29 protein-coding genes and 1 pseudogene are annotated in these 20,996 nt (G+C 37.3%); 18 read left to right on the top strand and 12 right to left on the bottom strand.

The genetic code is table 11. The features are described from left to right. Positions 1 to 69: 69 nt before the first annotated feature. From MMB68_RS20570 to MMB68_RS20585, 4 genes are all read left to right on the top strand, one after another. On the top strand, positions 70 to 774 hold the full coding sequence (locus MMB68_RS20570) for a hypothetical protein (RefSeq protein WP_269870778.1): 705 nt from the start codon (positions 70 to 72) through the stop codon (positions 772 to 774). A 155-nt stretch (positions 775 to 929) separates the two neighbouring features. Next, the gene (locus MMB68_RS20575; RefSeq protein ID WP_221785033.1) at positions 930 to 1,370 is read left to right on the top strand and encodes a MerR family transcriptional regulator; all 441 of its coding nucleotides are present in this window, start codon (positions 930 to 932) and stop codon (positions 1,368 to 1,370) included. Further along, the gene (locus MMB68_RS20580) at positions 1,340 to 2,512 is read left to right on the top strand and encodes an MFS transporter (RefSeq protein ID WP_014459848.1); all 1,173 of its coding nucleotides are present in this window, start codon (positions 1,340 to 1,342) and stop codon (positions 2,510 to 2,512) included. Before MMB68_RS20575 ends, MMB68_RS20580 begins: the two co-directional genes overlap by 31 nt. A 152-nt stretch (positions 2,513 to 2,664) precedes the next feature. Continuing rightward, entirely contained in the window at positions 2,665 to 2,964 is a 300-nt protein-coding gene (locus MMB68_RS20585; RefSeq protein ID WP_028413131.1) for a TIGR04104 family putative zinc finger protein, read from the top strand. A 33-nt stretch (positions 2,965 to 2,997) separates the two neighbouring features. Here the strand turns inward: MMB68_RS20585 and MMB68_RS20590 are convergent, their stop codons facing one another. Then, the gene (locus MMB68_RS20590) at positions 2,998 to 4,197 is read right to left on the bottom strand and encodes a multidrug efflux MFS transporter (RefSeq protein WP_221785129.1); all 1,200 of its coding nucleotides are present in this window, start codon (positions 4,195 to 4,197) and stop codon (positions 2,998 to 3,000) included. Positions 4,198 to 4,531: 334 nt separating this feature from the next. Between MMB68_RS20590 and MMB68_RS20595 the strand changes: the two genes are divergently transcribed. The 6 genes from MMB68_RS20595 (at position 4,532) to MMB68_RS20620 (ending at position 7,932) form a co-directional block, all read left to right on the top strand. Beyond that, entirely contained in the window at positions 4,532 to 4,894 is a 363-nt protein-coding gene (locus MMB68_RS20595; protein WP_071274061.1) for a YidH family protein, read from the top strand. Positions 4,895 to 5,176: 282 nt separating this feature from the next. Continuing rightward, positions 5,177 to 6,007: a YihY/virulence factor BrkB family protein gene (locus MMB68_RS20600; protein ID WP_221813276.1), complete on the top strand. Its 831-nt coding sequence runs from the start codon at positions 5,177 to 5,179 to the stop codon at positions 6,005 to 6,007. A gap of 147 nt (positions 6,008 to 6,154) precedes the next feature. Next, the gene (gene amaP, locus MMB68_RS20605; protein ID WP_098524982.1) at positions 6,155 to 6,697 is read left to right on the top strand and encodes an alkaline shock response membrane anchor protein AmaP; all 543 of its coding nucleotides are present in this window, start codon (positions 6,155 to 6,157) and stop codon (positions 6,695 to 6,697) included. Between the two features lie 15 nt (positions 6,698 to 6,712). After that, the gene (locus MMB68_RS20610; RefSeq protein WP_029322072.1) at positions 6,713 to 6,922 is read left to right on the top strand and encodes a DUF2273 domain-containing protein; all 210 of its coding nucleotides are present in this window, start codon (positions 6,713 to 6,715) and stop codon (positions 6,920 to 6,922) included. Positions 6,923 to 6,949: 27 nt separating this feature from the next. Then, positions 6,950 to 7,390: an Asp23/Gls24 family envelope stress response protein gene (locus MMB68_RS20615; protein ID WP_013057284.1), complete on the top strand. Its 441-nt coding sequence runs from the start codon at positions 6,950 to 6,952 to the stop codon at positions 7,388 to 7,390. Positions 7,391 to 7,473: 83 nt separating this feature from the next. Beyond that, entirely contained in the window at positions 7,474 to 7,932 is a 459-nt protein-coding gene (locus MMB68_RS20620) for a 2-thiouracil desulfurase family protein (RefSeq protein WP_269870777.1), read from the top strand. Here MMB68_RS20620 and MMB68_RS20625 read toward each other — a convergent pair. The 3 genes and pseudogenes from MMB68_RS20625 to MMB68_RS20635 form a co-directional block, all read right to left on the bottom strand. Beyond that, positions 7,919 to 8,154, bottom strand: a pseudogene (locus MMB68_RS20625) (hypothetical protein). The gene MMB68_RS20620 and the pseudogene MMB68_RS20625 overlap by 14 nt on opposite strands. A gap of 123 nt (positions 8,155 to 8,277) precedes the next feature. After that, a complete protein-coding gene (locus tag MMB68_RS20630; RefSeq protein ID WP_057245050.1) occupies positions 8,278 to 9,447 on the bottom strand; it encodes an MFS transporter in 1,170 nt (389 codons plus the stop codon). 104 nt (positions 9,448 to 9,551) lie between these two features. Continuing rightward, positions 9,552 to 10,310, bottom strand: a complete 759-nt coding sequence (locus MMB68_RS20635) for a TrmB family transcriptional regulator (RefSeq protein WP_221785036.1) — start codon at positions 10,308 to 10,310, stop codon at positions 9,552 to 9,554. Positions 10,311 to 10,533: 223 nt separating this feature from the next. Between MMB68_RS20635 and MMB68_RS20640 the strand changes: the two genes are divergently transcribed. Then, positions 10,534 to 10,761, top strand: a complete 228-nt coding sequence (locus MMB68_RS20640) for a hypothetical protein (RefSeq protein WP_221785037.1) — start codon at positions 10,534 to 10,536, stop codon at positions 10,759 to 10,761. A 32-nt stretch (positions 10,762 to 10,793) separates the two neighbouring features. Here MMB68_RS20640 and pssA read toward each other — a convergent pair whose 3' ends face one another. Then, positions 10,794 to 11,285, bottom strand: coding sequence for a CDP-diacylglycerol--serine O-phosphatidyltransferase (gene pssA / locus MMB68_RS20645; RefSeq protein WP_170959531.1), 492 nt, complete (start codon positions 11,283 to 11,285; stop codon positions 10,794 to 10,796). A gap of 172 nt (positions 11,286 to 11,457) precedes the next feature. On the opposite strand from pssA, the gene MMB68_RS20650 reads away from it, so the two are divergent. From MMB68_RS20650 to MMB68_RS20665, 4 genes are all read left to right on the top strand, one after another. After that, complete coding sequence (locus tag MMB68_RS20650; protein ID WP_016764337.1) at positions 11,458 to 11,865, top strand: MarR family winged helix-turn-helix transcriptional regulator; 408 nt, start codon at positions 11,458 to 11,460, stop codon at positions 11,863 to 11,865. Then, complete coding sequence (locus MMB68_RS20655) at positions 11,858 to 12,199, top strand: DUF3147 family protein (RefSeq protein WP_050689720.1); 342 nt, start codon at positions 11,858 to 11,860, stop codon at positions 12,197 to 12,199. Before MMB68_RS20650 ends, MMB68_RS20655 begins: the two co-directional genes overlap by 8 nt. 67 nt (positions 12,200 to 12,266) lie before the next feature. Continuing rightward, positions 12,267 to 12,962, top strand: coding sequence for an SAM-dependent methyltransferase (locus MMB68_RS20660; RefSeq protein WP_034651606.1), 696 nt, complete (start codon positions 12,267 to 12,269; stop codon positions 12,960 to 12,962). 142 nt (positions 12,963 to 13,104) lie between these two features. After that, positions 13,105 to 13,341 carry a hypothetical protein gene (locus MMB68_RS20665; protein WP_277549292.1) on the top strand — a complete coding sequence of 79 codons (237 nt, stop codon included), beginning with the start codon at positions 13,105 to 13,107 and terminating at the stop codon, positions 13,339 to 13,341. Here the strand turns inward: MMB68_RS20665 and MMB68_RS20670 are convergent. The 5 genes from MMB68_RS20670 to MMB68_RS20690 all read right to left on the bottom strand — a co-directional run bounded on the left by MMB68_RS20670 (position 13,302) and on the right by MMB68_RS20690 (position 16,148). Further along, positions 13,302 to 13,772: a DUF4188 domain-containing protein gene (locus tag MMB68_RS20670; RefSeq protein WP_277549293.1), complete on the bottom strand. Its 471-nt coding sequence runs from the start codon at positions 13,770 to 13,772 to the stop codon at positions 13,302 to 13,304. The two genes, MMB68_RS20665 and MMB68_RS20670, sit on opposite strands and share 40 nt — an antisense overlap. After that, positions 13,769 to 14,323 carry a PadR family transcriptional regulator gene (locus MMB68_RS20675; RefSeq protein ID WP_221785040.1) on the bottom strand — a complete coding sequence of 185 codons (555 nt, stop codon included), beginning with the start codon at positions 14,321 to 14,323 and terminating at the stop codon, positions 13,769 to 13,771. The genes MMB68_RS20670 and MMB68_RS20675 overlap by 4 nt, the downstream gene beginning before the upstream one ends. A 74-nt stretch (positions 14,324 to 14,397) precedes the next feature. Beyond that, positions 14,398 to 14,529 carry a hypothetical protein gene (locus MMB68_RS20680; RefSeq protein WP_013057274.1) on the bottom strand — a complete coding sequence of 44 codons (132 nt, stop codon included), beginning with the start codon at positions 14,527 to 14,529 and terminating at the stop codon, positions 14,398 to 14,400. Positions 14,530 to 14,621: 92 nt separating this feature from the next. After that, positions 14,622 to 15,527 carry a dynamitin family protein gene (locus MMB68_RS20685; RefSeq protein ID WP_221785041.1) on the bottom strand — a complete coding sequence of 302 codons (906 nt, stop codon included), beginning with the start codon at positions 15,525 to 15,527 and terminating at the stop codon, positions 14,622 to 14,624. Between the two features lie 147 nt (positions 15,528 to 15,674). Continuing rightward, positions 15,675 to 16,148, bottom strand: a complete 474-nt coding sequence (locus tag MMB68_RS20690) for an Hsp20/alpha crystallin family protein (protein WP_013057272.1) — start codon at positions 16,146 to 16,148, stop codon at positions 15,675 to 15,677. A 70-nt stretch (positions 16,149 to 16,218) separates the two neighbouring features. Between MMB68_RS20690 and MMB68_RS20695 the strand changes: the two genes are divergently transcribed. Further along, the gene (locus tag MMB68_RS20695; protein ID WP_013057271.1) at positions 16,219 to 16,458 is read left to right on the top strand and encodes a hypothetical protein; all 240 of its coding nucleotides are present in this window, start codon (positions 16,219 to 16,221) and stop codon (positions 16,456 to 16,458) included. Positions 16,459 to 16,583: 125 nt separating this feature from the next. On the opposite strand, the gene MMB68_RS20700 is transcribed toward MMB68_RS20695, so the two are convergent. Then, positions 16,584 to 16,817, bottom strand: coding sequence for a hypothetical protein (locus tag MMB68_RS20700; protein WP_014459873.1), 234 nt, complete (start codon positions 16,815 to 16,817; stop codon positions 16,584 to 16,586). A gap of 12 nt (positions 16,818 to 16,829) precedes the next feature. Next, positions 16,830 to 17,060, bottom strand: coding sequence for a hypothetical protein (locus tag MMB68_RS20705; RefSeq protein WP_221785042.1), 231 nt, complete (start codon positions 17,058 to 17,060; stop codon positions 16,830 to 16,832). A 539-nt stretch (positions 17,061 to 17,599) separates the two neighbouring features. Here MMB68_RS20705 and MMB68_RS20710 point away from each other — a divergent pair. Continuing rightward, on the top strand, positions 17,600 to 19,234 hold the full coding sequence (locus MMB68_RS20710; RefSeq protein WP_269870774.1) for an MrcB family domain-containing protein: 1,635 nt from the start codon (positions 17,600 to 17,602) through the stop codon (positions 19,232 to 19,234). Beyond that, positions 19,188 to 20,900 carry a DUF2357 domain-containing protein gene (locus tag MMB68_RS20715; RefSeq protein ID WP_269870773.1) on the top strand — a complete coding sequence of 571 codons (1,713 nt, stop codon included), beginning with the start codon at positions 19,188 to 19,190 and terminating at the stop codon, positions 20,898 to 20,900. The genes MMB68_RS20710 and MMB68_RS20715 overlap by 47 nt, the downstream gene beginning before the upstream one ends. Positions 20,901 to 20,996: the final 96 nt, after the last annotated feature.

The raw sequence follows: 20,996 nt of genomic DNA on the forward strand, positions 1-20,996 counted from the left end.
AAATTATGTAAGCGTATTCTTTGTTTGTTTTCACGAAAAATAGGAATTATATGTTAAAATGGTACAAAGTTGGAATTTTCTAAAAGAATGGTAGAGAGGAGGAAGGCAAAAGTGAAGGCTCTTATAGCAATAGGCATTATTTTTTGTTGTTTAGTAGGGTGCAGTTCTAATGCCCAAGTTACCAACGACAAAGAAATGGGGGAGAATATTCAGGAATCATTTGCAAAAAAAGGTGTAAGCTCAGTGGATGTATCGAAGTTAAGTGATTTTAAATGGGAAAAAGGATATTTATTCACAAACAAAAGTAAGAAAGCCGACGTAGAAAGACTTGTAAACGCACCGATTAGTGAAGAGGTGATGAAAAAAATAGTTTCTGCTGATCAAATGCTTGTGTTTGTACACGAAGGAGAAGTTGTCCGCTATGTAGAACTACCCCAAGATTTCATAGCGCATGATAAAAACCAACTTGAATTTTCATTTGCTCATTCGGAACTAAAATTTAATAAAAACAGGGAGGGCAAGCCTATAAAAGCAGGAGATAAAACATTAAGTTCAGAAGATGCTTTAACTGTGAAATCAATGATGAAACAAATTCAGTGGAAAAAAGCTGATTACAGCGTCGCTCTTGACCCAGATGTACAGCTTACTTATGAGGGTGCTGTATACAATGTACGATTCACCTCCGATAGTGCGGAACTTACTTCTAAAAAAAGAGGAGTGTACGGTAAAGTAACAGGAGAAACAGCACAGCAGCTATATGACATATTGATGTAACCTATTGATTTTTCAATAGGTTTTTTCGTGCACATATTTTTAAGATTTACATAAAATACCTTAACGTTGTTGACATTAACGTTAACGTTAATCTATAATGAGTATATAAGTGATTGACGTTAACGTTAATGTTAATGAAAGGTGAGGTGAAACATATGTATTTAATCGATGATGTGACGAAAATGACCGGTTTGACCAAGCGAGCTCTTCGGTATTATGAAGAGATTGGACTCATTTTACCCCCGCAGCGCACAAAAGGAAATGCACGGATTTATTCCGAAGAAGAGGTAAAAGAACTAAAAAAAGTAGCAGAAGCAAAGGAAGTTCTCGGTTTTTCTTTACAGGAGCTACAGCAGTTTATGTCGCTCAAAAGAATGATTGAAGAAAGAAGTGAGCAGCAAGGGTTATCAGCGAAAGAGATAACGCAAATAGAAAATTTACTGGAAAATCAAATCAAGATGATTGAATTTAAAGTGGTTAAAATGCAGGCATTTAAAACAGAATTAAAAGAAATGCGAGAATCTGCTATGGAAATACATGAAAAAACAAAAGGAGAGATGAAAGAGTGGAAGGACAGCATTCAAATAACCGATTAGGTCAAATTATTACGGTAGTAGCTACTTTTTTAGCATTTATGGGAATCGGGGTAGTAGATCCGATTTTACCGGAGATTGCTAAGCAAATTGGAGCTTCTCATTGGCAAGTTGAAATGTTATTTACTTCATATTTATTAATGATGGCTATCATGATGATTCCAGCAGGCATCTTAGCATCACGTGTAGGAGACAAGCGCTTGATGGTAACAGGCCTTATCATTGTAACAATTTTTGCAGCGCTATGCGGATTTTCTAACAATATTCCTCAGCTTTCTATTTTCCGAGCGGGATGGGGACTTGGTAATTCGTTTTTCTTTGCAACAGCTATGACGCTGCTTATTGCATTATCAGGTGAAGTGAAAAAAGCAGTAGGATTATATGAAGCTGCAATTGGTTTGGGAATGGCCGGAGGACCGCTTGTAGGAGGCGTGTTAGGAAATGCTTCTTGGAGATTGCCGTTTTTTGGTACAAGTGCTTTAATTTTTATCGCCTTTATTTTAGTATTAACGATTGTTAAACAGCCTACAAGCACTAAGCCTCGTAAAGCAGCGGGTTTTAAAGACATGGTAAAACTTTATAAATTAAAACCTTTTACTCAAGGCGCCGTATCAGGCATGCTTTATTACTACGGATTTTTTACAGTGTTAGCTTATACGCCGCTTATTCTATCGATCGGAGCTCTTCAAATTGGCTTTGTTTTCTTTGGATGGGGATTATGTTTAGCTTATGGCTCAGCGGTTTTAGCACATCAGTTAGAAAAAAGATATCAGCCAAAACAAGTGTTACATGTTAGCTTAATTGTTTTTTCACTTATTTTAATTTGTTTATTTGCCTTTGATGCAACATGGTTGCGCATTGTTTTAATTATGGCAGCAGGTCTTGTATCAGGACTTAATAATGCATTATTTACGAGTCATGTAATGGAAGTATCTCCTTATGAACGAGGAATTACATCTGGAGGATATAATTTCTTAAGATGGTTAGGCGCAGCGTTTGCTCCTTTACTATCAGGAGTTATTGGCAATGCCGTAGCGCCTCAAGCTCCTTTTCTCGTAGCAGCGATTCTTGGATTGTTAGCTTTTGTTATTATGGTTATAAAAGTAAAAACAACTTCTCAAACGAATGAAGCTGTATCTAAATAAACGTTGAAATAAAAGGCTTTTTCTTGTAAAAAGCCTTTTATTTTGTTTTATGTTATAATAGTAAAAACGTTTTTAATCATAAAAATGAAACTCTATACCAACTTGTACGTATACTTTATATGTACATAAATCTTTTTAGGAGCGTGATGCCCATGGCCACCTGTCAAAATTGTAATCATAAATGGAACTGGAGGACAACCTTTAAACAACTGTTAACATTTAGAAACGTTTTAGAATGCCCACACTGTGACAAACAACAGTATATCTCTGCAAAATCCCAAAAGCGATTATCAATCTACTCATTTGCACCCCTTATTATTTGGCTTATTCTCTCACTATTTGACTTTTCCTTTCCATCCATTGTTGTCGCGGAGCTTATTTTCTTCATAGCAGCGGTTATTATGATGCCACTTTCTTATGAAGTAAGCAGCGAAGAAGAACCCTTGTGGTAATAAAAAAACCTTCCGTTAAAACGGAAGGTTTTTTTATGCGGCTTTACCGTCTAGCTGTTGTCCGTGATGGCGCTGATAATATACCCACCCAGCATTCAACAGTAGAAGAACACTCGTTGTTAAGAATACGTAAGGAATTCCTTTAGCTCCGGCAATTTGTCCGCCAATGACTGGACCGGCTAAATTCCCAAAGTATTGCGCTGTTTGATTATAGCCAAACATTTTACCTGTAATCGAGTCCGGCACAATTTTCTTTAAATAAGAATTAATAGAAGGTAATAATCCTCCCATTGCAAAACCGAGTAAAAAACGCAGTAAGAATAGCTGCCAAGTACTATGCACAAAGGCCTGCAAGCCGCAAATAACCGCTACAATAAGCAAGCATATTTGAAGCACATTTTGAGGACCCACCCGATCGCTGACTTTGCCAAGTCTGGATGCAGCTAAAATATTTGAAATTCCTGTTGCCGCTACGACAAAGCCTGAAATAAGAGCAAGGTGATCGGTATGAGTAGACAGTTGTTTTACATACAGTGTAACAATTGGCTGAATAGCCATAACCGCAAGCTGCAGTAAAAAAGTTGTAATAAATACACCAATCACGGCCTTTGAATTCTTAAGAGAAAGTAACCCAATGTGAGATTCTTTCCTCGTTTTCGCCGTCTCTTTTTTGTCTTCTTGAATTAAATTTACAATTAAAAAAGACAAAAACATAAATGCGCCTGTTACGAAAAAGACGTGACGCAATCCAATTGTATCTCCTAAGTAGCCGCCTACTAGGGGTCCTAATAAAGATCCTGATACAGCTCCTGTAGACAACGTCCCTAATGCTTTACCGCTGTGCTCTTTAGGTGTTTGAGTCGCTACTAACGTAATGGCTGCAGAGATGAAGCCGGAAACGGCCCCCATTAAAAAGCGCAGTCCGACAAGCTGATAGACATTTTGCACAAAACCAATAGAAGTCATAACAATTGCCATACCCAAGCTTGCGCGAAGGAGCATCAGCTTGCGCCCATATTTATCGGCCAAACTCCCCCATAAAGGAGAAACAATAGCCGCCATTAAAAAGGTAGCTCCAAACGCAATACCAGCCCATCTGCTGATGGAGCCTGTATCGTGAACTCCCAGCTTTTCAATATAAAGCGGTAAAAACGGAATAACTAAACTCATCCCGGCTGTGGTGCAAAAAGAACCGAACCAGCAAATGTACAAGTTTCGTTTCCATAATTCCATTCTATTTCCTTCTTTCGTTGTGCCGCATGGCGTGAAAACAACAAAAGAGCGAAACCATACGGCCTGCTCTTTTAGCATACATGCAGCATCTTTTTATCAGTTTAAATTATACCATATATCAGAAATATTTAAAAATAAAATGATTCACTTAGTGAACTATTGACGTGAAATGAAGATAGAAAGGGGTAAAGTTTTACGTTAGGGTTTTCTAGCCGCTTGAAGATGGTAATGATTCGTTCTTTTCGGGTATAATGTGGCGTGAAGCGTCCTCAATTTATTTTCGTTTGAGCATTTATTTATAATAGAAGACATATAAAAGGACGGTGGTATGTGCATGACTAAAAAAGAAAATGAATCCATTTATATTCAGCAGCATTTAGCAAATGAACGAACGTATTTAGCATGGATTCGAACGTCTATTGCCACACTCGGCATTGGCTTTGTTGCAGGCGGCCTGCATTTCAATTCCGGAAAAAAATTAAGTGAAGCAGCCGATACTCTTATTATTGCTGTTATCATCTTTTCTTTAGCTGCAAGTGCAGGTTTGCTTCTTTTCTCAACCTATCATTATTTTTCAACGCGCAAAAAAATTAACAGCCAAACGTATCAATCATCTCACGCTTTGGTTATTTTTGTTTCAATGATTATGCTGATGCTGATCGGCGCTCTTATTTTTTATTTTTTTAACATAGCGTAAAAAAGTTTAAGATGTAAGGAAAAAGGGAAGGCAGTCCCAAAGAATTTATGGTTTTATGAAAGAAAAAGAAGATCTATTGATATGGTGGTAATGGCAGATGTAATGATAATAATATCTTCTTTATGAACCGGCTGTATAATTTTACAGGTTAAATTCTTTGTTAACCGCGGATAATGGAAAAGGAACGCTTTATAAGCCGAAACTTATCCAATACATGTTGAACATAAAAATTGAATATGAATTTCACTACAGAGTGAAGCGAAAGTAAAGGAGAACGCTGTTATGATTCAAACATCTAAGACCGTTGCCGCTCGTTTTTTTACGGAGCGTTTCTTTGATCAGGCTGCTCAAACAGCCTACTATTTTTTGTTATCTTTTGTACCGTTTATTATCTTTCTTTTTTCTCTGCTGAGTTTCTTTCCAATTGATACAAACAATTTGCTGATATTTATTGAACCATTTACGCCTAAAAGCGCCTACGACGTAATTGAAAGGTCAATTGAAACAGTTAACAATAGCGGGAAAAAAGTTTTATCTTTTAGTTTATTGGCGACTTTTTGGCTCGCATCTATGGCTATACAATCTTTGGTTCGCTCGTTAAATGATGCGTATCATATTCAAAGAAAACAAACGTTTTTGCGCGGTTTAATCAATGATTTAATTTTAACTTTTGGTTTTATGGTTGTGGTAGCCATTTCATTATTTGTACCAATTATTGAAGAGGTCATTCGACATTTGGTCCTAACAAAAGTCCATGTTCCTGACATATGGTTTCAAAGCTGGACGACAATTAGATGGGGAATTGGGACATTATTTTTATGGGGCTTTTTTATTCTTTTTTACAAACTGATGCCAAGCGCAAGAGTAACGTGGAAAGATGTACTTCCAGGAGCTGTTTTCTCCACGCTAGGATGGCAAGTTGTATCTACCGGATTTGGATACTATGTCCAGTTTGGAAGCTACTCGCAAATCTATGGTCAGCTTGGAAGTATTATTATTTTAATGGTCTGGTTTTATTTAACGGCCGCTATTTTATTAATTGGCGGTTTAATAAACGGTAATAAGTTCATCAAAGCTCACAAGACAACGTATAGAGACGCGGAAAATGACTAGGGAAACCTAGTCGTTTTTTTTATATTCAGTTTTACAGTTAGAAAGTTTATCAAAAAAATATTGCGGGTAACTATTGAATATCTCGTTGCCTTCCCTTTATACACAACAAAAAAGCAGTAGGAGTTCACGTTGAGATGAGGTGGAAAATTGAATAATTTTAATCGGTTTTTAATCGCAATTATTGGAATTGCAGGACTGATTTGTTCCGGTATGTTAGCACTGATGGTTTATAGGGTTCCTCACCTTTCAAACTGGTTAGAAAAGTGGCAGCATCAGGAGTGGTTTTACTACACAATTTTATCAATAAGCGCATTTTTAGCAGTTATTTTTATTATTTTTCTTTTAACAGGCATATTTAGCAGACCGCCTAAAAAGAATTTAGCAATTGTAACTGGTGAAGGCAAAATAACAATTTCTAAAGCAACGATCGAATCTACAGCTTTACGAGCAATTAGAAGCTTTCAGGGAATACGCTCTCCTGAAGTCCAGGCATCTATTCATTCTCGCAAAGAAAAAGTTAGTCTGTATATCAACTGTTCGTTGTTTGGACGAGATGGATTACCAACGCTAGGAAAAGAAATGCAGCTTGAAACAAAACGCGCCGTGGAGGCCTTACTCGAGCTTCCCGTTCACTCCGTTCGTATTGACTTAACAGATACACAAACACGAAAGAAAGAGCGTGTTGTGTGATGAAGGAGGGACATAATGGGTACTCCAGATAAATTGATTCCGTACCGTGGCCGAGTACTTGGTATTCTGGCAGGTTTAGTGTTGGCAATTTTGCTATTAACAATTGGTTTTGGTCCCACGCTGCTAATTGTAGCTTTTATGGGAATTGGTTATGTAATTGGGAAGTGGCGAGACGGTCATTTAGACATAAATGCTTGGGTAGGATTCTTTACTAAAGGAAGATAGAAAATCACTTTAAGGGAGATGTTAGTTATGGCAGTTAATGAAACAAATACAGCAGTAAAATCTCAGGAAAATACACATCAAAATACATTAACATTTGAAGACCAAGTTATTAAAAAAATTGCTGGAATTGCAGCTAATGAAATTAAAGGGATTTTATCAATGAGCGGCGGATTTATGAGCGGGTTAACAGATCGTTTCCGCAGCACTGAAGATATCACAAAAGGGATTAACGCTGAAGTAGGAGAAAAGCAAGTTGCCCTTGATTTAAAAGTAATTGTCGAATACGGAAAAAATGTTCCAGCCATTTTCTCTGAAACTGTTAATAACGTAAAAAAATCAGTTCACGAGATGACGGGATTAGAAGTAGTAGAAGTAAATATGCATGTAGAGGACGTAATGACTCGCTCTGAATTTGAAGCGAAAACGGATCGAGACAAAGAGCAGGAGTCAAAGCGTGATCTTGAATAAAATATAAAAGGTAAACACTTCCATTCATCATGTATTCTTTGTATGATGAATGAGAAGTGTTTTTTTGGGGGAGGGAGAATTCTGTGATTTTGGTTAGTTCCTGCTTAGCAGGTCAAGGGTGCAGATATAATGGAAGCAGTGCCTTAGTTAAGGAAATTGAAGCGCTCGTTGAAAATAAAGAAGCGGTGATGATGTGTCCGGAACTGTTAGGTGGATTTCACACGCCTAGAGAACCGGCAGAAATTATAAAAGGAACGGGAATAGACGTAATAAACGGAAATGCGCGAGTTATTGAACGATCGGGAAAAGACGTGACAGATATATATATAGACGGGGCCTATAAGGCACTGAACATCGCAAAAGAAATAAAAGCTACTGTTATTGTACTAAAAGAAAACAGTCCTTCATGCGGAAGTGAACATATATATAACGGAGCATTTCTAGGTGTTAAAATAGCCGGTGAAGGGGTAACGACTGCGTTGTTAAGAAAGCATGGTTTTATCGTTATATCCGAATCTCAATTTGCAGCTAAAATGTATTAAGAACAATCACAATGAAAAGAGGATGGGACAGAACGAAATGAATCCAACCCAAAGACAAACAATTTGGATGCATGATCTGGACTGCTTGCTCGACCGCCGTTGATTTCCGTGCAAGGCTTCGCTTTCCGCGGGCGGCCGATGAGCCTCCTCGTCGCTTCGCTCCTGCGGGGTCTCATCTGTTCCGCTGTTCCCGCAGGAGTCTTCACCTTGCCCTCCAACCAACAGCTATAAGTACCTGCGTTCACCATGATTATAAAAAAACACGAACTATTTATCCATTTTTGATAGATAGTTCGTGTTTCACTTTTATGAAATTATTTTTATCCAATCTCTTTTTGTAAAAGCTTATTTACTGTGAAGCGTATCTGCTGTGCTTTCTGTTCGTGTTACCGCATAAAGAGAGCAGAAAAGACCAAGCAAAACAAAAATAGACCCGACCCAGCCGTTATAAATAACAGAGTATTGATTAACGACAATTCCTCCAACATAGGAGCCGATCGCAATTCCTACGTGTGAAATCGCTGCATTGGTGCTGATTAAAATGTCCGACGTGTCGCGTGCACTATGAATAATTAAATTGCTTTGAGCCGGTGAGACCGCCCAGCTGAGCGCACTCCAAATGATCATAAGAAGCAAGAACACAACAAATGGCAAATGAACGCCAAAAGGCATAGCAATCATGCTAACAAAAAAGAGAGCAATCATGGTGATAACAGATGAAGAAGGGTTCCATTTATCAGAAACAGCTCCTCCAAGTCCTCCTCCTGCTACGGCAGCAAGACCGAAAATACCATAAATAATGGTCACCATCGTTGTATTTAATCCCAGCGTTTCTTGTAAAAATGGTGTGAAGTACGCATAAAGCGTTAAATGGCCCGCAAGTACAAATAATGTTGCTAGGTGAATAGCGAGCATTTTTTTATTGCGTAAAGCTTTTACCTGAGTTTTTAACGGTACAATTGGAGCAGGAGCTAGACGCTCCATTGTAAACCAGACGGTAATCATAATAATGGCAGTCAAAATTGCAATCATAACAAATACTTGACGCCAGCCAAGCGCATTTCCAATCAAAATACCAAGAGGAATGCCTAAAACAAGTGAGCCGCTGATTCCCATAAATACGATGCCAATCGCTCTGCCTTGGTATTCAGGCTTTACCATTCTAGAAGCCATTGTGGTAGATAGTACAATGATAAAAGAACCGCTCGCAGCAGCAAGAATACGTCCAATCAGTAGCATATAATAGCCCGAACTATAGGCTGAAAATACATTGCTCAATAAGAAAATAAATAATGTCCACATATAAACTTTTTTACGCTCTATCTTAGCCGTCACATTTAGTAAAATCGGCGCAGACAAGGCATAAACAAACGAATAAATAGAGATTAAATAACCTGCTTTTGCTAATGATACATGAAATGCATCGGCAATTAAGTCTAAGATGCCTCCTAGAATTAATTCGACCGTTCCAACAACAAAGGAAGCAATCGCAAGTATGTAAACTTTTTTATTCATCAAAAAACCCCCTCTTTAAAAAGTTACAACTAGAATAGTAACCTTTTTTAGAAGGGATTTCAATAGGTAATATTAAAAAGGTTACTAATGAATTAGTAACCTTTTTAATATCGCAGGCGAGTAAGCAGCTCCATGATCTCAGAATCTTGAAGAAGCTGCTCTTGGTATTTCTTTGTGATATGGGTAAGTGCGACGTCATGATAAAAGAAATCAGCAAAAACTTTTACAAGCGGCTGCGACATGGTTTTTATTGCTTTCCATGTCTCATGTTCAATGCCGGCAAATAAAAGGTAAGCATCGTCAACAATAATCAACTGCGACGGCTCAAGGTTTTTATGATCATCTATTGGATTTAATGTATGTAAATGTGTGAGGGCAGTCTGCAAGTTTCCTATGGTTAAGACCTCGACGTTTACGCCTTGTTTCTCTTTTTCTTCTAGCAATGAGCGGTAATGTGCTAACTCATCATTCCACGCGGATAAAATAATAGAAGATTCCGCTTCATGAATCAATTGTTCAATGTGAGCAGAAATAGAGGATTTATCTTTTAAACTCCAAACATGATCATCTGTAAACGTTTTTTTAATTTTATATGTTTTTAATTCATTAATGTCATTTTCAAAATCAGCAGTAAGTTTTTGAATGACGGTTTGAAGGGCTACCGCTGAGTAAAGTTTCTTTTTCCCGGACAATGTATTTACTACAATACCTTTATCAATTAAACGATTAAGCACTTCATAAATTTTTGCTTTTGGAACATGCGAATACGTAACAATCGTACTAGCATCCAGCGGGCCATCATTCGCAAGCAACGCTTCATATACTTGACTTTCATACTGAGAAAAACCAAATTTTTGCAGCATAATTCTCTATTCATCATCCTTTCTTTTTTTAAGTATATCACGGTTTGTAAAAGTATTACTAATTGTATCAGATATAATAATCTTATTAAACTATGTTCTAAATAATCATTAAAAATAAAATAAGCTATCAAAGAATCTTTATTACAGTAGAAATATTTTTAACCATATACTTTCTATACTAAAACACTCAACATTGGGTAAAGAAAAGAAAGAGGTGAAAAAAATGAAGAAAAATGAAAAACTACTGTTGAAAAAAATGAACATAAAACAGCAAAGAGAAGTGGCTGCTCAGCTTGAAGACGTACTGGATTCCTTACTGTCCCTTGAAGAAAAATTATGCGCAGCACCTGATAATAGCGAGTGGCTTTCTTTACAAGCTCAGCTTGAAAAAAGAGAACATGAGCTGAAATTCAAGCATAAAATGTTGTGCGAAGAATGGACAGCACTATAAAAGACAGGCATTTTGTCTGTCTTTTATTGCATCTAAATTTTCATCACTCGAATAGGGCTAACCATCAAAATAGCTAAAATAATCATAAGGTAAGGGTTTACGTAATAAAACATGCCAAGCAGTGCGATAATTAGAGCTGGAAAAGGAATAGGAAGCCCTATAAAATAACCTATGGTTGGATTTGCACTAAATTTAGCTAATCTTAATGCGCCCATGCTTGGATAAATCATAAAAGCGAGTACGGTTAGCCAAGAGTGGGGAGAAAGAGTATGAAATAGCATTGCAGGCGCTACGCCAAAGCTTATAATATCAGCCAAAGAATCTAGCTCTACACCAAACTCACTGTTAACTTTCAGCTTTCTCGCAATTTTGCCGTCAAATAAATCGAAAAAAGCGGCTAGAAAAATAAAAAGAGCAGCTAAGCGTTCGTAGCTATTCATATTAAAAGCTATGGAAAATACGCCGCTTAGCAAATTTCCAATCGTAAAGAGATTCGGAACCCATTTTAACAGTCGAAGAATCAATGTCATACAACCGCCTTTCACAGTGTGTACGATTAGTGTAACTGTTAAATCGTATTATTATGTGAGATGTCAGATGAAAAGAAGGTAGTATTGAAACCTGGCTGTCATTCCTGTAATATATATATCGTATAATACGATAATAACTTAAAATACGATATAAAGGAGCAGGATCATGAAAGTAGAAGAGTTAAACAGTTATTGGACGTCTATTTATTATCATTTGCACTATACGCATCAAGAGAAAATTACACACCAGACAATACGTCTTTTACAGCATATAGATAAATCATCTTCGGTTGGAATAAAAGAAATTGCGGATTATTTACACGTTTCACATAATACGGCATCTGAACACGTAAAGAGAAGTATTGATAAAGGGTATGTATATAAAAATAGAGATATACATGATGAAAGAAAAGTAATTCTGCATTTAACAGAAGCAGGAAAAGACCTATTAAAACGGAATTCGAGCTTGGATGAAGAAAAAGTATCAGCTATTTTACGCGAAATGACAGCATCTGAAAAACAGCTGATTCAACAGGCTTTTCAGTTATTGAGTGAGCGTGCAAAACATGTATAGTATCATCAAAATTTTAATGTCGGCTCTTATTATTGCAGGGGTAACAGAAATGGCCAAAAGATTTCCGACATACGGTGGAATTGTGGCGGCCCTTCCAATTGTGAGCTTACTAAGTATTATATGGTTATCAGTGCAAGGAGAAAAAAAGGAAGTGGTCAGTCAGTTTACACTAGGCGTTCTTTATGGACTGCCAGGCACTATTTTACTACTTGCTGTCGTCTATATTTGCTTAAAAAACTCTCTTCATTTGTTTATGAGTTTATCAATAGGAGTTATGTGTTGGGGCCTGTTTTTAGGGCTTCAAAAGATAGTGGTTAAACTAATTAATACATAAACTATTGGAATTTAATCCAATTTTCTGTAAAATGAAAGTCTAAGTAAAAGATAGGAGCTGAGTAGAGTTGAGTTTAGCAGAGAAAAAGTTAGGAATTGACCGAGTTGTTTTTATCGGCAGAACGTTTGAAGAGTATAGAGCTATGTTTAATTTGAATGAAAAGCATTTAAAAGGAAAAAAAGTGTTAGACTGTGCTAGCGGGGCCTGTTCTTTTACTGCTCATGCCTTGCAGCAAGGTACGGAGGCTACTAGCTGTGATATTGCCTATAAATTTACGGCAGAAGAGCTTGAAAAGAAAGGAAGCCTGGATTTAATTCATACGATGAATCAAATGCAGCACGTACAGGAACAGTATGTGTGGAAGTATTTTTCGTCTATTGATGATTTAACTGAACATCGAAAAAGAGCATTAAAAGATTGTATTGCTCATATGAAAAAGAACCCCGAAGCCTATCAGTACGGAGCACTTCCTAATTTGCCGTTTCAAAAGAACGAGTTTGATTTAACTCTTTGTGCAAACTTTTTATTTATGTACAGCGACCGGTTAGATTATACGTTTCATTTAGAAGCTTTAAAAGAACTGATACGCGTTACAAAAGAGGAAGTACGTTTGTTTCCTTTAACGAATTTGAGCGGCAAGATTTCTACCTATTTGCCGCAGCTGTTAGAAGAGATTGCGCCTCTAGTAAAAGGAACAGAAATAGCAGACGTCCCGTATGAATTCCAAAAAGGTGCCAATCAAATGCTGAAGATATATGTATAACAAATGTAATGAAGAGGCTGGGACAAAAGTATTTTAGCCGAAGTGAAAAACGAACCCTTGATCAACATGTTTGATCAAGGGTTCGTTTTTTTTCTTTTGTTAGGGTGAACGTATGTTTCATCTGTGTCATTCCTTTTAGCAGTTGATTGGAGGGCAAGGCGAAGACTCCTGCGGGAAAAGCGGAACAAGTGAGACCCCGCAGGAGCGGAAGCGACGAGGAGGCTCGCCGTCCGCCCGCGGAAAGCGAAGCCTTGCATGGAAATCAACTGCGGCGTCACAAGCGGTTCAGCTCATGTATCCCATTTGTTCGTCTTTAGATTGGATTCATTTCGTCATGTCTCAACCTCTTTTGACGGTCAAACATTTTTTGGCAGTTTGAGTATGCTTCGTTATGGTTTCAGATCCAAGCGCTTTAGCTAAACCGAACGAAGGCATATTCACATATACTGATTCATAATTTCCTGCAGAAATGACATACGTTTCATGATAAATGCCCACTGCATTCGTTTTTGAAGCCTTTTTATAAAAAGAATTCCAAGCTTTTAAGTGCTGAGGACCTTTGGCATAGGAGGTCAATTGATCAACTGACTCCCAATATTGAATCAGCGTGATGGTTCTTAAATTAAAAGTTCCTTGCAAAGATAAAAATCCAAGGTTTTTGTTTGCATACAATTCGCGACTCATAGGAGGCATTGCTTTAAATACAGGGAACCATTTGTGTACGGCTGTCCATTTATTAATACGCATTCCTATAACAAAGACGACCAACTCCTGACCGGGCTTAGCCATCACACGATTGGAATGAATCATAAATTATGCGCCTCCTCATCATATAATTTATTAATCGTATCTTTGCACCATTCTATCGAAGCACACGTTGTTCGTTTACCGTAGTCTAGGGTAATAAGCCAATACGTTCTGTCGGGAGAAGGGCTGTTAGAAATGCTGTCTTCGATTCCGCAATACATGTGATAACGTTCAGTTAGTTTCTGCTGAGCGTTTTTTAACTGGGAAATTGTGAGCTGCTTTTCTTGCTGACTACTAAAAAAGAGTTTTAACAAAATTTCATTTCTTTCTGAAGGGAGCTGCTTAATAGGTTCACGCAGCCAATCTTGCAGAACTTCTTTTCCTTTAGTTGTTATTACATACTCTTTTTTATCTGGTTTACCAGTTTGAGCAACGGAATTGACCGTTGCTAGTTCATCATTCACAAGCTTTTGTAAAGTGGGGTAAATTTGGCTATAACTGATTTTCCAAAAATGATTTAAACTTCGATCCATTAACTGCTTAATTTCATAACCAGTTCTGCATTCCGTGGTAAGAAGCCCTAAAATTGCATATGTTGTTTGATTTTCCTTCATTTATTTTCCTTACCTATATCTTTTTGATATATATTACCATAAACAGGATAATATTCAATAAAAAAACGCGAGAGTTATGCACTCTCGCGTCTAAAAAAAGGTTTGTATTGCTGAACCATCATTTGCGAAGCAGCAATAAATAAAAAGATAAAGCCTCCACACATTAGCAACATGACAGCACCTATTCTCCATAAAAGCTTTGGCATCAGCATATCTCCTTTTTTGAAGTTATTACCTATAGTGTAAAGAATAGCTTGCAAAAATTCTAGTCATAACTAGATATAATTTTATGACTTTTTTAGATTGACTCTTCCTTTGGATCATCTTCATCAAAAATAGGAACTTCCGTATATGTTTCTTCTTTTTCGAAAGCGGAAGAAGAATTTTCTTTTTCCTCTTGTGCAGGTTGTGCAGGCTTCGTTTTTCCAGAAGAAATATCTGATTTAGCGTTTTTTAACTCTTCCATGTCTTTTTGGATTTGGTCCGTGAAATCCTTTGGTATAGCTCCGCTTCCGTATGTAGCTCCGATGTTTAAAGTACCGCCGAGTTCTTTAATGCCAACTTGGCCAATATTATTGTTCTGTTCGTATTTATCAAGAAAAAATTTATCAATATGAATAGGCGGGGGAGCATTTTCTAAGAGTGCGGCTCTTTGGTGAATCGCTTTTACTTCTTCTTGAAGGGCAGACGTTCGTTTTAACATGTCCACCTGTACTTCAGTTAAAAGCGACATGCTGCGTTCTAATGCTGAAACTCTTTCATCTAGTTCGGTCATTTTTTCGAGATAAGGAGCCATTTGTTTTTCTACAGATTGTTCTACTAACCGAGTTATATCCATATAAGGTACAGCGTCTATCTTTTTATCGCGAGGGGGTTGCATGGAGATCACTTGTTCCAATTGCGCTACTTTTTCCTTTAAAAATTGAAGCTGGTTAGCAATCTCTTTCTTATCTTTTGTGTATGCGTGTTCAGCATTTTTATGAGTGCTTCTTTGTGAAGGTGAAGAAGCATTGGAGTGCGAGGGCTGAGCCTCCAGCTTTTTTTTGAGCATTATGAGAGAACCAATTTGCGGTTCGAGTTTTAAAAAACGGTTCATGTGAACTTCAAGCGTGTTAATACGTTTAATTTGATGTTTGAAGTCCGCTAGCTCAGTATGAAGCTGTCGGTTAGTCTGTTTGGGGTTGAAAAATCCTTTCATAGACATTTCGCTTCTCCTCATCTTGGGCTTATTTCCGATGTAATAACAGTTAGATAAATATATATTGGTCCAGTTTGGAAATTCACGTTAAATTCTTTGCGTCTATAAATGCTTATGTGAACTATTGAATTTCATTCATAAAACTACTAAGCCTTATTCAATGTGAATACGTTCTTCTTGGAAAAACTGCCTGTGATAAGAAAGAATAAGCAGTCCATTTTCAAATTTCGCACGCAGATGATGCGCATCCGTAGGTTCTGGCAATTCAATAATTCGGTTAAAGTCTCCAGAAGGTCGTTCTTGTACAACCGGCTGTCCTGTGATGAGAGGGTGCGGTGAGCCTTTTAACAAAAGCCGGCTGCCTGAAACAGACACCTGCAAATTTTCTTTTAGATAGCCGGGCAAGTCAGCGATAATAATGATTTCATGTGGGGTAACGTAAATGTCAACAGGTGGAAAATTACTTTTAGAAGCCTGAGGTGCCTGATATGAATCAGGAGCATTCATATCCATATTTTCTTTCATAAATTCGTTGAAAGCAGTTTGATCAAAAACACCGTTCCAAAAGTCATTTGTTTGATATTTTTTAGCAAATTCCATCCACTGCATAAGTTTATCAAAGTCCATATGGTTTCCTCCTTGCCACACATCATAAAAAGATGGAATTTGAATATAGTTTGAAAGGGGGGTGGTTTAAATGGCAGGTGCATCTATAAATATTAATATTTTAATGCTAAAGATAAATTCCTTTGAAAATGCGTCTGCAGTAAATATCGGACAGAATTTACTAGCAGACTGGAATAATTCAGATAAAAAAACACAGGGATTTGGGCAAAATTTCGGTGATGATAGCGGGTTTATAGGAACGAGAAGCTGTGTTGATGATCGAGATCAAATTGATAGCCCATCGTCTTTTCAAAAAGTGCCCATTTCATAGAAAGAGCCTAATAAATATAGCCAGTTCAGACGCAGGTTATATTTATTAGGCTTCAGGTTGAATACTGATAGACGAATAGATGAAGGTATGCTGCTAGTCATGTTCGTTAGAGGCGGTGTAGAAGCTTAAATTACGCTGTTTTTAACTGAGTTTGAATCGTTTACATCTGAATCTATAATCCATGAGAATGGAGTTACGTTCGGAGAAAAATCTCCGTTTGATTCTCCTAGACCTTGATTACGTTTATAAGATACGAACACATCAAGCTGCTGATTAGGTCCTATGCTTAAAACGGATGAATTATCCATAACGTTCACTTTGAAGGCTTGTAAGTTAATGACCATAGGCGAAAAAATCATATGGTTTCCTCCTTATTTATCATTTTTTGTTGCAAATGCATCTACATAATCATTATCTACAGTTTTTTGAGCAGATCCTGCTGTAAAACATTGATCAGCGTGCTGCTGTCCGAAGGCCTGATTTTTCTTTGCTGTGACATATCTTGTAACTTTGGACGTATTTCCAATAGAAATACTGCTTGCTTGACCAGCACTGCGAACGTTCAATTTTCCTAGGTTGATTTTTGTTGAGTCGAATAGCATATTATTCTCCTTTCAAACGACAGTTCTTCTAAGTCTTTAAAAGCTTATTGTAGCTTCGTTGAAAATATGAATAATACATGGATTCATTCAGAGAGTAGAAGTGGTCTACTGTAGCGTATTGTAGTTCTGCGTAAAACGTGAAAAGATTTTAAGAATTTTGCAGGAAAAGGAGGGGATGCTGAAAATGTACTGATAACTTTTATTTTTTTCTTTACTCAGCCAAAAGCATCAGATATCAAATAATCATGTAGCATAATGGTTGTTTTATCACTGCGAACAGAAGCTGCCTATTTTTCTGTTCGTATCATTACCTCTTCATTCATTGAGCCCCTAACGCTTTTCTTTTCTGTCATGTTTCATTAAAATGAACATAAACATATATGTAGAGAAAAGAATAATGTAGTGTTTTCTAACGTTATAAAATAAGCTTACTATACGAAGAAAGCGTCTATAATAAAAGAAATGAACCTTTTGCGTGGTCAGCTGACGATGCTTTTTATTTTTACAAACTGCAGTGAAGGCAGAAAGGAGAGAATTCGATGAGTTTGCGCGAGCGGCTGCTGTATGTAGCGGAACATTATAAACAAATGGGTGGAGACGTACTTGTAAAACATGAAATAGAAAATATGCTTACACGCAGGCTTCCGATTTCTCTTTATCGATTGGAGCATATAAATCGAGAAGAAATGCGTATATCGGGACACCACGCTGAAACATTTCCTTACGTGACCCTCGCGAATAAGAATATAGAGAGTGACGTGATGGTCGCGTATTTATTCAGTGAAGACGGTCAGCGCATTTACTTAGTCATGATGAGAGGAGACTCAGAAGAAGGAACTGATCTGAAAGACATTCGATTTTTTACTCCTGAACATGCCCGCGTATTGAAAGATAATCATATTGTCATTGGTACAAGCATGGAAGCGAAAAGCTTTGAGGATAGAGTAGCTCTTTACCTTCCTTACAATATAGCAGACTTACCTAGCAATGATCAGCTGCAAGATGACTTGCATTTACTGCTAAGTATGCATGAACAGTATATAAAAACATACGGAATGAGCAAAGAGATGATGGTAGACAAAGACGCCATCGTCCATATTCATGAGTATATTAGGAAATCTGGATTTACATATGAACGACATGATATAGCCAACGCCTACTTTGCTTTAAAGACCAAACCGTTTATTGTTTTATCAGGAATGAGCGGGACAGGAAAAACAAAGCTTGCTCAGCTCTTAGCAGATAGTATCGGTGCTACGATTGAAAATGGAAGACAAGTGCTCATTCCGGTTCGACCCGATTGGCACGATAGTTCAGATTTATTAGGTTATATTGATTTAAGAGGAGATTTTCGCAGAGGATCGTTTCTGTCGATTATGCAGCAAGCCATTCAGCATCCAGCTTACACATATGTTGCCATATTGGATGAAATGAACTTAGCTCGAGTTGAACATTATTTTAGCGATATTTTAAGCGTGATGGAAAGCAGGAGCTGGTCAAAGGGGAAAATTAAAACGGCCCCGTTATTTCCTGGACATAAGATGTTCCGAGATATTTATTTGCCGTCTAATCTTCTCATTATCGGTACCATTAATATGGATGAAACAACTCATGGGTTTAGTCAAAAGTTGTTAGATCGTACCAACACCATTGAGTTAAATAAGATTCAGTTAGATTCTTTTGATTTTTTAGATGATAGAGATCCATCTCAGTACAGCATTCAAAATGTACAAATTCAAAGTCAATATGTTCACTTAAAAGATGCGTATGTTGAACATGCTGAACTCATTCACGAAGTAACAAATGAACTGCTAACCGTCAACGAGATGCTTATAGAAGTCGATTTGCAAATAGGTTACCGCGTACGCGACGAAATATGCTTTTATTTAATTTACGCGGTGAAAAGCGGGATGTTTACATTTGATCAGGCGTTTGATTTTCAGATTTTGCAAAAAGTTTTGCCTCGTATTTCAGGAAGCGATGGGTACACATTTGACTTATTAAAAAACCTTTATTATTACTGTACAAATACACTGTTAGATGATGAATTTGAGACAGCTGTCGTAAATGCAGATGGAATGAGATTTCCTAAAAGCGCACGCAAAATAATGGAGATGATGAGACGTTTTGAAGTATACGGATACACGTCATTTTGGATTAATACCGTACGTTGAAATTGAAACCGATACGTGTACGGTGGTTATAAAAGGAAAGAATAAGAAAAAAATAAAATCTGCAGAAGAAGTGATGTTTTTTTCTTGTACGGGAAAAGGAATCACACATGTAAAAGTACTAAATCAAACAAAAGGCATGATGACTTCAAAACCGCCGCTTGAGCCTTTATTTTTTGAAAATGAAACCTATCAAATTACAGTTGTTTCTAAAAATGAAACAAGCCTGTTTGTTACCCACGATTCAAAAGCAGTTGAACAAAGTTTTCAAACCGTAGGATTTCCCCACATTTTAACAGGAAATATAAGCTTTCAAAATGAAGTAGGGTATTCTACGTTTCATGTTTACAATGAAAGAGAAAAAGAGCTGTCCTTTACTCTTGAAATTTTCCCATCAAAGATGAGCTACAAAACAGATTATGTACACATGGTTGATGAAGTGAACGGATACATTCATGATTTGGCATACGAGATGCTTCGTAAAACATATATTGAAGCGAAATCTGTTTGGTCTAAGCAAGCAACATGGACGGAATTTTATCATGTTCTTTCTCACTATATGAAACCCTTTCTTCATTCTGTTCGTCAGATTGAAAATCAGCCGTTTCAATCGGTAAAAGTTGAACATGAGCTCATGAGAGGAGATCAAATAAAAAAACAAGATAGCCGTGCTATATCATTTGTCCGAACACACCCTACCTATCTTGCATCTTCAAGCAGAGGAATTAAAATTAATCGGCATATAAAAGTAGTACCCACAAAAGCAATTGGCACAAGACATGTAGCTACCTATGATAATCTGGAAAATCAAAGTGTTAAATGGATGATGACGCAGCTGTACCATAAGCTAACTGCACTAATTGACAAATTAATAGAAGATAGATATGTAAAAAAAGAGGCGGTGTCGGCTCTAGAAACTAATCATACCGAATTAAAAAGACTGTTAAACAATGTGTTTTGGCAACGGGTGAAGACCATACAAGCTTCAACTCTTCCTTCTACACTGCGTACGGCACCCCGCTACCGGGAAGCAAGCAGATACTTTATGTTCTTAACTCGAGGGTTGGCTCTTAACGGAGAGTTTTACCACCTTTCATTAAAAGATATCGCAACTCTCTATGAATACTGGACGTATGTTAGTCTTTTAAAGAAGTTGCAAATTTACGGCAAACGGATAGAACAAAACATCATGACAACGACAGAACAAGGGTTGAATGTCAGGGTGCAGGCCTCTTACCATCGTTTTCAGGTGGGAAAAGCAGAAGTCACGCTATGGTATCAGAAAGCATACCATCATACTCATACCGTTATTCAAAAGCCGGACTTACTGCTTGAAGTAAAGCAAGGGGAGAAAAAAAGTGTATATCTTTTTGACGCTAAGTATCGTATCAAACCAAATCATGATACGCCCTCTCCTAGAGAAGAAGATATTAATACCATGCACCGTTACCGAGACGCTATTGTAGAGGAAAATGGAATAAAACCGGTACAAACAGCGATTGTGCTGTTTCCAGGGAAAGCAGAAGGCTATAAGCAGCATCATTTTTATAAAAGTATTGAACGCGTTGGAGTGGGTGCGCTGCCTTTTTTGCCGGGAGAGGAAGGGCTAGTAGAAGAATTTATTGAAACTATTTGTACGGAAGAACCAAATCTTTTCAGCGCTGATTAGGTAAATAGGTAGAACGTGAACAAGTCTTTTTTTATGCGTTGACACAGTGTTAAGTTTTTTATGTTTTGATGACATTTCGAGATTTTAGTTGTATTT

This window comes from Priestia sp. Y58 (assembly GCF_029522095.1).
In the GTDB taxonomy this organism is placed as follows: Bacteria; Bacillota; Bacilli; order Bacillales; family Bacillaceae_H; genus Priestia; species Priestia megaterium_E.

Excerpts from the sequence above, each read along its gene's own strand:
- MMB68_RS20575 (WP_221785033.1), top strand. The coding sequence starts at position 930 with ATGTATTTAATCGATGATGTGACGAAAATGACCGGTTTGACCAAGCGA.
- MMB68_RS20585 (WP_028413131.1), top strand. The coding sequence starts at position 2,665 with ATGGCCACCTGTCAAAATTGTAATCATAAATGGAACTGGAGGACAACC.
- MMB68_RS20590 (WP_221785129.1), bottom strand. The coding sequence starts at position 4,197 with ATGGAATTATGGAAACGAAACTTGTACATTTGCTGGTTCGGTTCTTTT.
- MMB68_RS20595 (WP_071274061.1), top strand. The coding sequence starts at position 4,532 with ATGACTAAAAAAGAAAATGAATCCATTTATATTCAGCAGCATTTAGCA.
- MMB68_RS20600 (WP_221813276.1), top strand. The coding sequence starts at position 5,177 with ATGATTCAAACATCTAAGACCGTTGCCGCTCGTTTTTTTACGGAGCGT.
- MMB68_RS20610 (WP_029322072.1), top strand. The coding sequence starts at position 6,713 with ATGGGTACTCCAGATAAATTGATTCCGTACCGTGGCCGAGTACTTGGT.
- MMB68_RS20615 (WP_013057284.1), top strand. The coding sequence starts at position 6,950 with ATGGCAGTTAATGAAACAAATACAGCAGTAAAATCTCAGGAAAATACA.
- MMB68_RS20630 (WP_057245050.1), bottom strand. The coding sequence starts at position 9,447 with ATGAATAAAAAAGTTTACATACTTGCGATTGCTTCCTTTGTTGTTGGA.
- MMB68_RS20635 (WP_221785036.1), bottom strand. The coding sequence starts at position 10,310 with ATGCTGCAAAAATTTGGTTTTTCTCAGTATGAAAGTCAAGTATATGAA.
- MMB68_RS20640 (WP_221785037.1), top strand. The coding sequence starts at position 10,534 with ATGAAGAAAAATGAAAAACTACTGTTGAAAAAAATGAACATAAAACAG.
- MMB68_RS20650 (WP_016764337.1), top strand. The coding sequence starts at position 11,458 with ATGAAAGTAGAAGAGTTAAACAGTTATTGGACGTCTATTTATTATCAT.
- MMB68_RS20655 (WP_050689720.1), top strand. The coding sequence starts at position 11,858 with ATGTATAGTATCATCAAAATTTTAATGTCGGCTCTTATTATTGCAGGG.
- MMB68_RS20670 (WP_277549293.1), bottom strand. The coding sequence starts at position 13,772 with ATGATTCATTCCAATCGTGTGATGGCTAAGCCCGGTCAGGAGTTGGTC.
- MMB68_RS20675 (WP_221785040.1), bottom strand. The coding sequence starts at position 14,323 with ATGAAGGAAAATCAAACAACATATGCAATTTTAGGGCTTCTTACCACG.
- MMB68_RS20680 (WP_013057274.1), bottom strand. The coding sequence starts at position 14,529 with ATGCCAAAGCTTTTATGGAGAATAGGTGCTGTCATGTTGCTAATGTGT.
- MMB68_RS20685 (WP_221785041.1), bottom strand. The coding sequence starts at position 15,527 with ATGTCTATGAAAGGATTTTTCAACCCCAAACAGACTAACCGACAGCTT.
- MMB68_RS20690 (WP_013057272.1), bottom strand. The coding sequence starts at position 16,148 with ATGGACTTTGATAAACTTATGCAGTGGATGGAATTTGCTAAAAAATAT.
- MMB68_RS20695 (WP_013057271.1), top strand. The coding sequence starts at position 16,219 with ATGGCAGGTGCATCTATAAATATTAATATTTTAATGCTAAAGATAAAT.
- MMB68_RS20700 (WP_014459873.1), bottom strand. The coding sequence starts at position 16,817 with ATGATTTTTTCGCCTATGGTCATTAACTTACAAGCCTTCAAAGTGAAC.
- MMB68_RS20705 (WP_221785042.1), bottom strand. The coding sequence starts at position 17,060 with ATGCTATTCGACTCAACAAAAATCAACCTAGGAAAATTGAACGTTCGC.
- MMB68_RS20710 (WP_269870774.1), top strand. The coding sequence starts at position 17,600 with ATGAGTTTGCGCGAGCGGCTGCTGTATGTAGCGGAACATTATAAACAA.